The organism is Pedobacter sp. (assembly GCF_035317785.1).
Taxonomy (GTDB): domain Bacteria; phylum Bacteroidota; class Bacteroidia; order Sphingobacteriales; family Sphingobacteriaceae; genus Pedobacter.
On the sequence record NZ_DATHGC010000093.1, the window covers coordinates 1 to 15,083 of the forward strand.

General features: G+C 43.7%; 10 protein-coding genes. 7 read left to right on the forward strand and 3 right to left on the reverse strand.

The features are described from left to right. The 7 genes from VK541_RS05640 to VK541_RS05670 all read left to right on the forward strand — a co-directional run. The coding region (locus tag VK541_RS05640) for a DUF4974 domain-containing protein (protein ID WP_324367774.1) at positions 1 to 240 on the forward strand (240 nt) is incomplete at its 5' end. Positions 241 to 438: 198 nt separating this feature from the next. Then, a complete protein-coding gene (locus VK541_RS05645) occupies positions 439 to 3,834 on the forward strand; it encodes a TonB-dependent receptor (RefSeq protein WP_324367776.1) in 3,396 nt (1,131 codons plus the stop codon). A gap of 12 nt (positions 3,835 to 3,846) precedes the next feature. Next, positions 3,847 to 5,745, forward strand: coding sequence for a RagB/SusD family nutrient uptake outer membrane protein (locus VK541_RS05650; RefSeq protein WP_324367778.1), 1,899 nt, complete (start codon positions 3,847 to 3,849; stop codon positions 5,743 to 5,745). 44 nt (positions 5,746 to 5,789) lie between these two features. Then, positions 5,790 to 6,977 (forward strand): DUF5000 domain-containing lipoprotein, encoded by a 1,188-nt coding sequence (locus VK541_RS05655; RefSeq protein ID WP_324367780.1) that lies wholly within the window; start codon positions 5,790 to 5,792, stop codon positions 6,975 to 6,977. Positions 6,978 to 7,007: 30 nt separating this feature from the next. Next, the gene (locus VK541_RS05660) at positions 7,008 to 8,111 is read left to right on the forward strand and encodes a DUF4998 domain-containing protein (protein ID WP_324367783.1); all 1,104 of its coding nucleotides are present in this window, start codon (positions 7,008 to 7,010) and stop codon (positions 8,109 to 8,111) included. Between the two features lie 194 nt (positions 8,112 to 8,305). After that, on the forward strand, positions 8,306 to 8,707 hold the full coding sequence (locus tag VK541_RS05665) for a c-type cytochrome (protein WP_324367785.1): 402 nt from the start codon (positions 8,306 to 8,308) through the stop codon (positions 8,705 to 8,707). Positions 8,708 to 8,731: 24 nt separating this feature from the next. Continuing rightward, complete coding sequence (locus tag VK541_RS05670; RefSeq protein WP_324367787.1) at positions 8,732 to 9,271, forward strand: YfiT family bacillithiol transferase; 540 nt, start codon at positions 8,732 to 8,734, stop codon at positions 9,269 to 9,271. A gap of 2 nt (positions 9,272 to 9,273) precedes the next feature. Here the strand turns inward: VK541_RS05670 and VK541_RS05675 are convergent, their stop codons facing one another. From VK541_RS05675 to VK541_RS05685, 3 genes are all read right to left on the reverse strand, one after another. Continuing rightward, entirely contained in the window at positions 9,274 to 11,229 is a 1,956-nt protein-coding gene (locus tag VK541_RS05675; RefSeq protein ID WP_324367789.1) for a glycoside hydrolase family 97 protein, read from the reverse strand. Between the two features lie 115 nt (positions 11,230 to 11,344). Then, positions 11,345 to 11,536, reverse strand: coding sequence for a cold-shock protein (locus tag VK541_RS05680; RefSeq protein WP_073234115.1), 192 nt, complete (start codon positions 11,534 to 11,536; stop codon positions 11,345 to 11,347). A 107-nt stretch (positions 11,537 to 11,643) separates the two neighbouring features. After that, a partial coding sequence (locus VK541_RS05685) for a PVC-type heme-binding CxxCH protein (RefSeq protein ID WP_324367793.1) occupies positions 11,644 to 15,083 on the reverse strand: 3,440 nt, incomplete at its 5' end.

The following is a 15,083-nucleotide window of genomic DNA, read 5'->3' on the forward strand; positions in this document are numbered from 1 at the left end:
GCTGTAGCCTGGAAGAACGGCTATTTCGTATACAGGAACGAGGATATTTATAGCATTATGGCCAAAGCTGCGCGATGGTATGATGTGGATGTAGTATATCAGGGCGCTATGAAGGGAAAAGAATTTTATGGCAGGGGACAACGCTATGAGCATATCAGTGAGTTGTTGAGGAACCTGGAATTAACCGGAGAAGTTCACTTTAAAGTTCAGGGAAGGAGGGTCGTTGTTATGTCTAAATAGCTACTAATTTTTTAAACATAATGGTTGCCCTCTATTAAAAAACCCGGGATGTTCGCTGCACCCCGGGCTAAATATCAGGCAACTCTAATCAATTCGCATAAACCAATTATAAATCAAGCTGACATTCAAATGTATAAATTTTATAATGTAATTCCTTGCGGGATTAAAGCCCGTATGCCATTTAAATTCCTGTTAGTAATGAAGCTAATTTGCATTTTATTGATCACTTCCTTTATGCACGCCTACTCTGCAACTTATGCGCAGAAAATAAGTATGGATAAGGAGAACGCTTCTCTAAAAGAAATCTTTGATGATATAAGTAAACAAACCGATTACAGCTTTATCATTAGTTCGCCTATGCTAAAACAGGCATTGCCTGTCAGCGTAAAAGTCAAAAACGTTTCTCTGAAGGAGCTTTTAGATAAATGCTTTTCGCAGCAGCCGCTTACTTATGTAATCAACAATAAAACCATTGTGGTACTTGGGCCAAAGATCAGTGCTAAACCTGGCGCACAAACAATAAGACAAGATGTTAAAGGTACAGTCCGTGACTCGGTAGGTGTTTTGCCAGGAGTCTCTGTTACGATTAAAGGTACCAAAACAGGTACTACTACAGATCAGAATGGTAAATACATCCTTGATATCCCCAATGACAATGCTGTTCTGGTATTTTCAATGGTCGGGTTCCTGACACAGGAAGTCCCTGTCGGCGGAAAACCCATAGTTGATGTAACCATGAAATCATCAGACAATGGCCTGGATGAGGTGGTTGTAGTCGCGTTTGGTAAACAAAAGAAGACTGATATGGTCGGTTCTGTTACCTCTATCAAGCCTTCTGAACTAAAAGTGCCGTCCAGCAACTTAACCACCGCTTTAGCTGGCAGGGCAGCCGGGGTGATCGCTTATCAGCGCAGCGGGGAGCCGGGCCAGGACAATGCCGAGTTCTTTATTCGCGGGGTGACCTCTTTTGGTTATAAAAGAGATCCGCTGATCTTAATAGATGGCATTGAAGTAACTACCACCGATATGGCCCGTCTCCAGGCGGATGATATCGCAAGTTTCTCTATCATGAAAGATGCAACTGCCACTTCTTTGTATGGCAGCCGCGCAGCCAACGGCGTAATACTGATCAGTACCAAAGAAGGTAAAGTTCAGAAAGCTTCAATTGATGTCCGTTTAGAAAATTCACTCTCGGCACCGACACGTGATGTGGAACTGGCAGACCCGATCACCTATATGAAACTGAACAACGAAGCGGTATTGACCCGTGACCCTTTAGGGATTTTGCCTTATTCCGATCAGAAAATAGACTATACAAGGGCGGGCGTAAATCAATACATGTATCCGGCTACGGACTGGAAAAAAGCTTTGTTTAATGATTATACTATGAATCAGCGTGCCAACCTGAACATAACCGGTGGTGGTGGTGTGGCCCGGTATTTTATTGCAGGTTCGGTCAACCAGGACAACGGTATCCTGAAAGTTGATCACCGGAATAACTTCAATAGCAATATTGACCTGAAAAGCTATACCCTAAGGTCTAATGTGAATGTGAACCTGACCAAAAGTACTGAGGTAATCGTAAGGATGAGCGGCAGCTTTGATGATTATTCTGGCCCTGTAAGCGACGGAGCCGACATTTATAAAAAGGTGATGCGGACCAATCCGGTATTGTTTCCTGCTTACTACCCGGTAGATGCTGACCATTCTTATGTAAAGCACATCATGTTTGGCAATTACGACAATGGAAACGGGGCTTATTTGTTAAATCCCTACTCAGAACTGGTGAAGGGGTATAAAAATTATTCAAGATCTGCCATGTCTGCCCAGTTTGAAGCCAAACAGGACCTTAGTGCATTGACAGAGGGATTGAATTTCAATGCACTGGTAAACATTACGAGAAATACATTTTTTGATGTGAGAAGGACCTACCTGCCATTCTGGTACCAGGCAGGAGCGTATGATAAGCAGGCCAATACCTATAAAATTGACCTGCTGAATGAAGAAACAGGTACGGAGTACCTGGATTATGTGCCGGGAAACAGGACTGTCAATTCTAAATTCTATATGCAGTCATCGGTAAACTACAGCCGGGTTTTTAATGAAAAACACTCTTTGAGCGGCTTATTTGTATTTATGCTGCGCAATGAGCTGACCGGAGTGGTTACAGATCTGCAATCTTCCTTACCCTTTAGAAATGTCGGGCTGGCTGGTCGTGCCACTTATGGATACGACAATCGTTATTATGCCGAAGTAAACTTTGGCTACAATGGTTCTGAACGCTTTTTTGAAACCAACAGATGGGGTCTTTTCCCATCCGCCGGTGTGGCCTGGAATGTTTCCAATGAAAAATGGTGGGCGCCTTTGAAGGATATCGTAACCAAATTTAAACTCCGCGGAACTTATGGCTTGTCAGGAAATGATGCCATTGGTGAGGCCAAAGACCGGTTTCTTTACCTGTCAAACGTCAATATGAATGACGCTGGCAGAGGAGCAGTGTTCGGCCGTGAAAATGGCTATGCCAGGAACGGGATCTCGCTTTCAAGATATGCAAACAATGACATCACCTGGGAAACAGCCAAGAAAACAAACCTTGCTTTGGAGCTGGATCTTTTCAGGGATTATAGCCTGCAGGTTGACTTTTTTAAAGAACACAGGAGCGGGATCTTGATGACCCGTACCGCTACGCCTGCCACTATGGGGCTTTCGGCACAGCCAAAAGCAAATATGGGAGAGGCAGAAGGTAAAGGGGTAGATATTTCATTGAATTACAGTCATTCTTTCCCTAATGGTTTATGGCTGCAGTCTATGGCTAATTTTACTTACGCAGCCAGCAAATACCTTAAATTTGAAGAACCATTTTATGATGAGGCCCCCTGGAAACGGCATATTGGTTTATCTATAGGCCAGCAGTATGGTTATATCGCTGAACGCCTGTTTATAGACGATGAAGAAGCACAAAGGTCACCAAGGCAATTTGGAGAATATGGGGGAGGAGACATTAAGTATTACGATGTAAATGGTGACGGAGAGATCACTACGCTGGATCAGGTACCCATTGGCTATCCGACAACTCCGGAAATTACTTATGGATTTGGTTTCTCTGTGGGATACAAGAACTTTGACTTTTCTACATTTTTTCAAGGACTTGGACGGGAATCTTTCTGGATCGATGCTCTTGCTACCGCGCCGTTCTTAAATTATTTTTACGATAATGAGACCTTACCCGGTCTGCCGCAGAACCAGTTACTAAAAGCCTATGCCGATAATCACTGGTCTGAGGATCACCAGGACGCCTATGCTTTGTGGCCAAGGCTGAGCACAACTAGTGTAGGTACTGAAAATAATGCGCAAAGAAGTACCTGGTTCATGAGAAGTGGAGCATTCCTTAGGGTAAAACAATTGGAGATTGGCTATACGCTTCCTCAAAAATTGACACAGAGACTGAGCATGAAGAAATTCAGGGCGTATGTGAATGGCACAAACCTGCTGTCGTTTAGCAGTTTTAAACTTTGGGATATTGAAATGGCCGGAAATGGCCTGGGCTATCCGGTGCAGCGTGTATTTAACATTGGCTTACTGGCATCTTTTTAAAATATAATCATCATGAAGAAATCTATAAAAATAATTTTGATCCTGACGGCTGTATGTGTATTGGGTGCTTGTAAAAAGTTCCTGGACATTACACCCGACAATATTGCTACGATTGAATATGCTTTTCGTCTGCGCAGTACGGCCGAGCGGTATTTGTTTAGCTGCTACAATTATATGCCTGCGCTCGGCTCTTTTGACAACAATGTCGCCAACGCCGGGGGCGATGAATTCTGGCTGCCGGCCACCAGCGGTTCAAACCCATGGAGGATAGCGAGGGGCGGACAGAACAAATCAAACTCTTATATGAATTACTGGCAGGGCACCAACGGTGGGAAAGACCTCTACCAGGGTATCCGGGAATGCAATATTTTTCTCGACAATATAGGTTTGGTACCCGATATGCCTGAAGTCGAAAAGGCCCGTTGGGCAGCGGAAGCTAAATTTTTGAAAGCTTATTATCACTATTATATTTTTCGCATGTACGGCCCTATCGCCACCATTAAAGTGAATGTACCGGTGGATGCCAGTGTGGAAGAAGTATATCCTGTACGCGCTCCGGTAGATTCCTGCGTAAATTATATTGTTCAGCTTCTGGATGAGGCAACGCCGGATTTGCCGGATAGAATAGACAATGAAGTTACAGAACTGGGACGTGTTACAAAAGCCATCGCGCTGTCTGTTAAAGCGGAAGTGCTGGTAACAGCAGCGAGCCCTTTATTTAACGGCAATACGGACTATACAGGATTTAAAGATCCTGAGGGCAACGTATTGTTCAACACCACCCATGATCCTCAGAAATGGCTTCGTGCCAGAGACGCTGCCAAAGCTGCTGTCGAATTTTGTGAATCGCTGGGGCATAAGCTTTATACTTTTAATCCTGCTTTCTTCCAGTATAAAATATCGGATACCATTAAAACCCAGATGAGTATCCGCAATGCAATTTGCGAAAAATGGAACACTGAAATCATTTGGGGGAATACCAATAGTCTGGTAGGAAGCTTACAAAATCAGTCTACTCCCCGCGGACTTGATCCAACCAGAGTTTCTAATGGAACTACCTCGGGTAATATTGCGCCGCCATTGAAAATAGCGGAAATGTTTTACAGCAAAAATGGGGTTCCTATAAAGGAAGATATTGAATTTGATTATGCAGGCCGTTTTAAACTGAGAAGTATTTCTGCACAGGATAAGCGCTATCTGCAGGAGGGATATGTTACTGCTGCTCTGAACTTTGACCGTGAGCCGCGTTACTATGCAGATCTTGGATTTGACGGAGGTATCTGGTATGGACAGGGTCTTTTTGATGAGACTAAGAATCTGTTTTTTGTATCAAGCAAAAAAGGACAGCCCGCAACTGCCCAAAATGAGTCCAGCTATTCCGTCACCGGGTACTGGCCTAAGAAACTGGTGAATTTTAACAATGTGATAGGAGAAACTACTTACACCGTCCAAACCTATCCATGGCCTATGATCCGGCTGGCCAGTTTATATCTTCTGTACGCTGAAGCAGAAAATGAGGTGAGCGGCCCTAACAGTGAGGTTTATAAATATGTGAACCTGGTCCGCGAAAGGGCCGGTTTGCATTCAGTTGAGGATTCATGGTCGAATTATTCAAAAAATCCCACCAAGTATTCCAACAAAGACGGTATGCGTGAAATTCTTCATACAGAAAGATTGATTGAGCTGGCTTTTGAAGGACAGCGTTTCTGGGACCTGCGCAGATGGAAAGAAGCCGCGAGAGAACTCAATAAGCCAATTACGGGTTGGGACCTGATCCAGGAAGATGCTGTTTCTTACTATCGTGAACGGGTAATTTACAATCAGACTTTTACCACAAGGGATTATTTATGGCCACTGCCGGAAAGTGAATTGTTAAGCAACAAAAGGATGAACCAAAATCCAGGATGGTAATGAACAGTTATAAAATAAATAGCTCACTAAAGAAATCTATAATTATGTTTAGATACTTATTGCCGGCATGCCTGCTTTTCCTGATGATTTCAGGCTGCAAAGACACCGATACAGAACCTTTTAATAAAAATGATGCCGCACCGGGCCCTGTTAGTAACGTAAGAATAGAAAATACTCCCGGCGGTGCAAATATCACCTACGACAGGCCGGCAAATATGCTGTATATTAAGGCCACATATTTCATCAGACCCGGTGTGGAACGGGAGGTTAAAACGACTTATTACAAGAATACGCTTACCATTGACGGGTTTGCTGATACCAGGGAATATGAAGTGAAACTCTATGCGGTAAGCAGGGGGGAGAATGCATCGGATCCCGTTACAGTAAAAGTAAATCCTTTAACTCCACCGATTCAGGAAACCTTCAAAAGCTTAAACATTCAGGAGAATTTTGGAGGGATCAGGGTTACTTTTATCAATCCGTCAGAAGCAAATCTTGTGCTTAATGTCCTGGTGCAGGATTCCATCGGTGATTATGTTCAGGCTGATGCTTTTTATACCAAAAGAAAAGCAGGCTTTGTAAATGTACGTGGCTTTGCACCGGTAAAAAGAAAGTTTGCGGTTTATATCCGCGACAGGTGGGACAACCATTCGGATACCGCATATACAGAGCTGACTCCCGTATTTGAGCAGCAGCTTGATAAAACAAAATTTAAAGAGGTAAGACTCCCGACAGATACGTACACACCACATAGCGGCTTTGCCGGGGTGACAGCTCTTTGGGATGATAAGTGGAATAGTGGTACTGTATTTCATACCAAGCCCGGAACAGGGTTGCCTCAATGGTTCACCTTTGATTTGGGTGCAAATGTAAGTCTGAGCCGATTTAAATTCTATCACCGTTTGGGGGGCGGCCAGCAGAGCACCGACGGAGCATATGCAGGTGGTGACCCTAAGGTATTTGAACTTTATGGCAGCAATGATCCAAATAAAGACGGCTCATGGGATAGCTGGACGCTTATAGGAGAGTTCCAGTCCGTAAAGCCTTCCGGATCTCCGCAAGGAATAGTAACCAGTGAGGATTTTCAATATGCAGTCGTCGATGGAGAGGAATTCGACATTCCTCCGGGGACGGCGAGATATAGGTACCTTCGGTGGAGAACAAATAAGGTATGGGGCAGTCTTGACCATCATTATCTGGCTGAACTGACCTTCTTCGGAAGTAAAGATTAATAATTTCATCAATACATACAGACAAACAATATGAAATTAAAAGAAATAACAACAACCATGCTCGTCATCGCTGTTATTGCGGTTTCATTAGCGGCATGCAGTAAAATGGATTCGACTTACGTAGATTTTATAAAAAAAGGATCTATAGTATACGTAGGTACTCCGGATTCTCTAAAAGCGCATTCGGGCAAAAACAGGCTGAAACTAACCTGGTTATTGTCTGATCCTTCAGCAACGAGGGCACAGATCTACTGGAACAATAAGAGCGATTCTTTGTCTGTGCCGGTATCTTATTCCCCTGACGGCGTGAGTATATTGCTCGAGAATCTTAATGAAGGTTCTTATTCGTTTAACATTTTAATGTACGATAAGGACAACAACAGGTCGATAACCGCCAATGCCATAGGAATGGTCTATGGCGATAACTATATTGCGTCTCTGCTCTCCCGGCCCGCCAAAAGTGCAGAGTTTGAAAATAAAGATGTTACGATAACCTGGGGGCCTGCAGATGGTACTGTGATTGGAACTGAAATTAGCTACACAGATATTTCCGGAAATTTAAATACGACAATGGCCCCTGTAACTGCAAAAAAGACGGCACTTAAAAATTTTGATTTTGCAGGGCATAAGGCTTTTCAGTACCGGACGATGTATGTTCCCGATTCGCTTTCGCTGGATACCTTTTATTCGGCAACGCAAACTGTAACAGCAACAAATCCTGCCACCGAACATGTCCGCAGTGCATGGACAGTAGAAAATGTCGATTTTGACGGTACACGGGTACCAAAGAATGTTCTTGACAAGGACAGTACCTCAATCTGGCACATGGATAAATCGCGTTTATATCCGCATACCATAACCATTGATATGAAAACGGAAAACCTGGTCAATGGACTCGTCTACAGGCAGCGTGTACCGTTGGACGGCGCAGCCAAACTGGTTGAGATACTGGTAAGTTCAGATAATTTAACCTGGAGGTCGCTTGGTGCTTATACCCTTGAAAACAGCAATTTAAAGCAGTTTCTTGAATTACTCGAACCAGCATCTTTCAGATACTTTAAAATGGTGATCAAATCAGATTATAAGAACGGACAATTTACTGCGATAGCAGAATTGGGTACCTATAAACGATAATAAAAAATTAGCTCTCCAATCCCATCCCTTGAATCAGCAGGTTCTGCCTTGTGCAGTCCTGCTGTTTTTCGTTTATTTATATGCCTGTTTTCTGTTTCATTTATGTTCAGACGATTAGATTGATTCCTAATAAGAAATCAGCGATATATATATAAGGGATTGTCTTTATATTGTCATATCAAATGATCTTTTTTATGCGCTATAGAAAAACAATAACCCTCAGTATTCTGGTTGCGACCGCTGCAATGTTAAGTGCATTTATGCCATGGCAGGAGCCTGCTCCGAAGTATACCAACCTCAAAGTACTGCCCAAGAACATCAGTAAGGACGAGATGAAAAAAGTCATGGACGGATTTAAGGATGCCCTGGGCGTAAAATGTAATTTCTGTCATGTTCCGATGAAAGATGATCCTAAAAAAATGGATTTTGCAAATGATGAAAAAAACCACAAGCTGATTGCGAGAGAGATGATAAAAATGACAGCAAAGATCAATAAGAAGTATTTTAATCATAAAGATAAGGAGGGGAAAGTAACGAATATTACCTGTGTCAGTTGTCACAATGGTAAAGATGAGCCCCAGACGATTAAATTATAAGACTGGTGAAGGCCTTTTAGATTTATGGAGAATGCTTTAGAAGATTTGAGGTATCCGATTGGTCGTTTTGTGCCTGCCGCCAAATATAATCCAGACATTCTTGCTTCCTGGATTGGCGGTATCAGGTCAGCACCCTTGTTGTTCGATTATTGCATTGAAAATCTGGATGAGGCACAGCTGAATACACCTTATCGTCCCGGGGGCTGGAGTGTTATACAGGTGGTGCATCATGTTGCAGACAGCCATATGAACGCTTACATCAGATTGAAGCTGGCACTGACAGAAGAGGTGCCAGCCATCAGTCCGTATGATGAAAACCTTTGGGCTGAACTGCCTGATGTGAATCTTGTTCCGCTGAATGTATCGGTAACGCTGCTGCATGCCCTGCATAGGAGATGGACAACGCTGCTGGAGCATTTAGAAGAGCAGGATTGGACAAGAACCTATTTTCATCCGGGAAATAAGGAGTACGTGCCGGTCTGGCAAATGACCAATCAGTACAACTGGCATGGAACGCATCATGCCGAGCAGATCATTTCTTTGCGGAGAAGAATGGGGTGGTGATTTCAAAAAATCACAGCAGCAAATCCACCATTGCGCACCATTTTGATATCAAACTTATCACCAAATTTTACTTGCAGTGTTTTCTTTCTGTAATCCATTGCCTGGCGACCTGCATTGATGCCATCTTCGAAATAGGTCATGGTATATGTCTTTCCGGCGGTCAGGAAATCAAAATTTATAGAAACAGCTTTTTCTGGTTGCTTGCCATTCGTCATACCGCCAATAAACCACTTTTCTCCTTTGCGCTTAGCAACTACAAGCTCTTCACCTGCTTTTGCAGCTAAGGCTTTGGTCTCATCCCATGTGGTTGGTACCTGGGTAATGAATTCTGTACAATCGGGATTTCTGTAATAAAGAGTGGGATTGTCTGCAAGCATTTGTATGCCGCTTTCAAAAACTACAAACAGCGCCATTTGATATGCACGGGTTCCGATGCTCGCAGCATTTGGCCTTTCAGCCCTGTACGATTCCGGCTGCATGCTGATCATCGCACCAGGAGTATAGTCCATTGGTCCGACGGCATTACGCATAAAAGGCAGCAGCAGACTGTTGTCAGGTTTGGTGCCACCCATTTGCTCCATACCTCTCACGCCCTCATATGAAATCAGGTTAGGATATTTGTATTCCAATCCGGCAGGTTTAAATGCACCGTGAAAATCAACAAACAGTTTATTTTTTGCGGCTTCCTTGATTACATTCTCAAAATAGTTGACCATCCATTGATCGCTGCGGTCCATAAAGTCAATTTTTACGCCCTTCACTCCCCATTCACTAAAGGTTTTAAACAATTCCATATGGTTGTGAACGGTAAGCCATGTCAGCCAAAGGATGACTCCTACATTTTTCTCTTTACCGTATCTGATCAGTTCGTGAACATCAACCTTAGGGTTAGGAGTATAGGGATCTGTTGTACTATTGGCCCATCCTTCATCCATGACGATATATTTTAAGCCATATTTTGCGGCAAAGTCTATGTAGTATTTGTAGGTCTCCAGGTTGTATCCCGATACGAAGTTTACATCAGGTCCATACGGTGAAGCATCATTCCACCATTCCCAGCTTGCCTGACCGGGTATAATCCAGCTGGGGTCTTTGATCACACTTGGAGATGCAAGTTTTAGGGTCATTGTATTTTCCAGTAACTGCTTGTCATCTGATGAGATCACAAAGTATCTCCAGGGAAAACTGCGTGTGCCCTTAGTTTTTGCAATGTAATCGGCTTCTTTTAAGATCTTTTGACTTCTGTCGCCATCTTCTCCAAATTCTAAAGGTACTTTAGGAAAAGTTGCCGAGACCCCATTTTCTCCATTCCCCTTTAGAAACAGACAAGGGTAGTCCAGAAGATCTGATTCACTGATCAGTATTTTATATTGTTTTTTGGTATCGATCAGTACCGGGAGTGTAGACATTTTATCTGCAGGTTTCCAGTCTTTGGAGTTTACCAGTGAATAATTTTCTTCATAAGATGTTTTAAAACCACCGGGCTGCTGCAGGTGCAATGTGTATTCTGAAGGAAAATTGAGGGCAACATCTTCATTAAGCACTTCTATCTCACCTTTTTTAGCCGTTAGAAAACGATAGGCAATACCCTCATTAAATGCACGGAATTCAACCGCGTAATTTCCCTTGAAATTTAGCAGGATTGAGTTATATGTATTCTTTACCGCAGAATATTTTAAGGAGATGTATGGTTTAATGACCTCATTTCCCTGGCCTTTTTTAGCTCCCGTAAGTTTAGGGGCCTGCCCAAGAACTTCATTTCTCAAACTCAGTGACAAATGGTTTTTCTGCAACAATACATCATCATGATATGCTATAGCGTAATATATTTTGTCGGAAATATCAAGCGATACTTTTATAGCTCCGTTTGGTGATTTGAGTTCAAGCCCTTTATTTTGGGCAGAAAGCATTACTGATAAACCCATGAAGACCATCAGGGTGAAGAGAAATTTATTCATAAAATTCATATAGATCGTGGTTGTCGGGAATAAAGGTAGTAATTTGGAAAAAGTATCCCACAAAAAAAAGCATCCCTTTAGGGGATGCTCTTCTTAATTTATAAAATGAGTTTAATTAACTGATCTTAACATTAATTGCGTTTAAGCCTTTTTTACCTTGCTCAACATCATAGCTTACTGAATCATTCTCACGAATGTTGTCGATTAAGCCTGAACTGTGGACAAATATTTCGCTATCACCATTAGCTGGTACGATAAATCCAAAACCTTTTGTCTCATTGAAAAATTTTACTGTTCCTTGTTGCATTATAATATATTTTAATTATGGATACAAACGTACAATTAATTTATTGAAAATCAGTAATTTATTTATTTCACTGAAATAGACCATATTATTGCCAATGCTTATCCGGCCTATTTTGATCTGCTCAGAAAGCCCACCAGGTCTACAATCTCTGTGTTGCTTAGGGTTTCAAACAACCCGTTTGGCATCATGGACACAGGCATTACTTCCCGTGATTGTATATTTGACTTGTTGATTACTGTGGCCTCTTGTCCAACAATCCTCATGGTGATCTGACGCTCATTCTCTGTGACAATATTCCCTGAGTATGTACGCCCGTCACGTGTCGTAATTACTACCAGCTTGTAGTCTTCCTGTATTTCGCCGCTTGGCTCAAGTACGTTAAACAGAAGGTAGTCAACTTTTGACCTGTTGGATCCGGTCAGGTTTGGTCCAATGGAGCCGCCCTCACCGTACATTTTATGACAACTTCCACAGGTACGCATAAATACGGTTTGCCCCTTTTTAAGACTGGCATTGTCCAGTGCTTTAGGTGTTAGCAGGTCACGGTATTTTTTGTAGGCAAGATCATTGGATGGAAGCTGATCAATAGGTCCCCAGATTTCTACAAAGCCGCTTCCGACAACCCTTCTCAGCTGCCTGGCCACGCTGGCAGGAATGTCCCTTTTTTCTATAGTCTTGTTTTTTATGGCCATGGTGAGCAGCCAGCCCGATTTTGATCTTGATGCAAGTGTTTCTATGGCAGATTGCTGGTCCTTTTCATTGAATTTAGGATATTTGTTTAAAAGAAGCTGAGCCATTTTTTCATTGTCATAATTGGCGATAGCACGTATGGCGTCGTTGCGGATTGCAGGATCATCCAGTAATGCAGGAAGGTCTTTGATCAACTCAGCTCTTTGTTGTGCTGACAGCGCCAACAGCGCTTTACGTCGGTTATCTGCTGTCGCACTTTTATCATGCAGCGTAGCAAAGTACTGATTAGCGGCTTCTGTATCTCCAAAATATTGGGCTATCTCCAAAGACAATTGCTTGTTTCTTTCACCGGAACCCTGCAATTTGGCATAGGTAGTTTTCCAGTCTGCCGGAGTTTTGAGGTCAGTGCGCCCTTCCAGACCATCACGCATGCCGGCAATCATTGCCGTATCTGCACTGGATTGTTGACCAAGCCAGGTTACCAGTGCATTAGTGGCATCTGCATCTATTGCCCTGCGGGCAATAAATTTTCTGATCATGCTCAGCTTACTTGTGGCGGCCAGCTCAAAAGCCCGGTTTGGGTCTTTGGCTACCAGCGGTTCGATGCCATACCACAGCATTTTAGGCAGGTTGTGATCGTTTTCATCTTCACCATGCCGGATCAAATTGGCAGCCAAGGTCCAGCGGTTGGTTAAATCTATCCGCTGCATGGCTGATGCCAGGTATAAGCGTACGGCGGCTGAACTTTCAGACCGTGCCATTTGTTCGAGTTTGGAGACAGCAGCTGCAGAAGGAGTTTCATCTTCCCATAACAATTGTATGGCCCAGCCACGTATGTACTCATCCTTATCATTTAAAGCGGCGACTAATTGATCATTGTTAAGCCCGTTACACACATATAACCCCCACATTGCCCTTAGACGATAATTCGCATCAGTATGATTTATATAGATATTACGAAGCGCCTCCAGAGTGCCTTTTTTGAGCTGATGTTTAAAAGCCCGGTTTTGAAGTACACCACGGGCACGTCTGGAATGCCAGTCACTTTTGCTGGTCTGCAGTTCAACCAGTTGCTTGTCACTCAGTTTATTCAGGTCCGCATAGCGTGTTTTAAAGTTTTCCGCCAGAGAGGTTTTCGGTGAAATCCTGAAAATACGTCCTGTTTCCTTATTCAGCACTGAGCCCCCGCAGATGTCAGCATCATGCCAGTCCAGAACGTATAAATCGCCGTCAGGACCTACAGAAGTACTGAAGCCTACCCATTGTGCATTGTTAGCGGCCATCAGGTCTTCACCATGTGAACCCACAAAGCCAGAACCTTTAGGTGTCAGTATGTCTGTAAGAATAGCATGCTCATGTATGTTGGCCATAAATACCCGCCCCTGTTGATCTTTTGGAAACGCATCGCTCTGATATATGCTTGCACCTCCATGTGCAGAGCGGTGGCTATGGTCTGCTATGGTTTTGATGTCCGTATAAGTATAGGGATTAAAATGCTGGCCGCCCTGCCGGTGGTAAATGCCGCCCGGGATGACATACCACAAATGCGGGATGACGCAAGCCGTAATAAAAATCTGGCCTTTGGCATCATAGTCAATTCCCCAGGGGTTGCTAAAGCCGTGTGCGACCACTTCAAATTTGTCTTTAGTCGGATGGTAGCGCCATACACCACCATTAATGTCCACCCCTTCACCCTTTAAAATTTCATCATCAGGAAAGGGTTCTTTATGACTGTAAAGTTTGCCCTTGCCTGTTGGTTTGCGGATACGTGAGGGGGTAGCAAATCCCTGACAGCCATACAACCAGCCATCCGGCCCCCAATGAAAACTGTTCATTGTCTCGTGTCTGTCCCTAATACCCCAGCCGGTTAGCCGCACTTCAATATCGGCCATGTCAGCTTTGTCGTCATGATTGCGGTCTGGCACAAAAAGCAGGTTGGGAGGGGCACCAATAAATACACCATCGAAACCAACAGCCATAGCAGCGGGGAAGGAGATTCCTTCTGCGAAGATCTTTTTAGTATCTGCTTTGCCATCGTGATCGGTATCTTCCAGTATTAATATCCGGCTGTTGCCGTCATTTGAAAAACCTGAAGATCTGGACTCATAGTCTCTGTTTTCTGCCACCCAAAGCCGCCCTTTGTCGTCCCAGCAAAAGGCCATAGGTTGAGTGATCATTGGCTCCGATGCATAAACATTAGCCAAAAAGCCATCCTTAAGCGTCATGGCCTTTACAGCCTCTTCAGGGGTCAGGAACTTTGCATCCTTTCCTTCCTGCTTAGCGATGGCCCACATGTCTACACTAGCCCAGGAAGGATCTTTGCCGGCAAATTTGGCCCATACATTGTTTATGTCAATATCGTTAAACTCACCTGCATAGATCACCAATTGATGTTTAACAGTCTCTGTTTCCCCATTTTTTATGCTCCAGTCTGCATCATGAGCCCTTACAGGTCCCACACCCATTTGCTCATCGACACGCCATTTTTGAGGATAGCCTTTATTTTCGGGATGATCTAATATTGCGATATGCGCTTTGTCGTTCCTACCATCTACCTGCATGGCTAGATCGACCCATGTTGCCGGCTGACCTTCAGCTTTCTGGTTGCGCTGACGTGCCGCATTGACCACTTCACCATTAATGCCCGGTTTCCAGGGCATTCGCAGGAACAGACCTCCATATGGATATTTCGCCACAGTAATATCTGTTTTTGCTTCACCCTGCCACTCCAGGCTAAGCAGAAACTTTCCTTTGTCCAGTTGCATACTCCAGGTCTGGGTTTCTGTCATTACCGGAGTTCCCTTTTCGTCGAGTAAGTTATATACGGTCTGCCACTTTACGATTGCACCGGTCTTCT

Excerpts from the sequence above, each read along its gene's own strand:
- VK541_RS05645 (WP_324367776.1), top strand. The coding sequence starts at position 439 with ATGAAGCTAATTTGCATTTTATTGATCACTTCCTTTATGCACGCCTAC.
- VK541_RS05650 (WP_324367778.1), top strand. The coding sequence starts at position 3,847 with ATGAAGAAATCTATAAAAATAATTTTGATCCTGACGGCTGTATGTGTA.
- VK541_RS05655 (WP_324367780.1), top strand. The coding sequence starts at position 5,790 with ATGTTTAGATACTTATTGCCGGCATGCCTGCTTTTCCTGATGATTTCA.
- VK541_RS05660 (WP_324367783.1), top strand. The coding sequence starts at position 7,008 with ATGAAATTAAAAGAAATAACAACAACCATGCTCGTCATCGCTGTTATT.
- VK541_RS05665 (WP_324367785.1), top strand. The coding sequence starts at position 8,306 with ATGCGCTATAGAAAAACAATAACCCTCAGTATTCTGGTTGCGACCGCT.
- VK541_RS05670 (WP_324367787.1), top strand. The coding sequence starts at position 8,732 with ATGGAGAATGCTTTAGAAGATTTGAGGTATCCGATTGGTCGTTTTGTG.
- VK541_RS05675 (WP_324367789.1), bottom strand. The coding sequence starts at position 11,229 with ATGAATAAATTTCTCTTCACCCTGATGGTCTTCATGGGTTTATCAGTA.
- VK541_RS05680 (WP_073234115.1), bottom strand. The coding sequence starts at position 11,536 with ATGCAACAAGGAACAGTAAAATTTTTCAATGAGACAAAAGGTTTTGGA.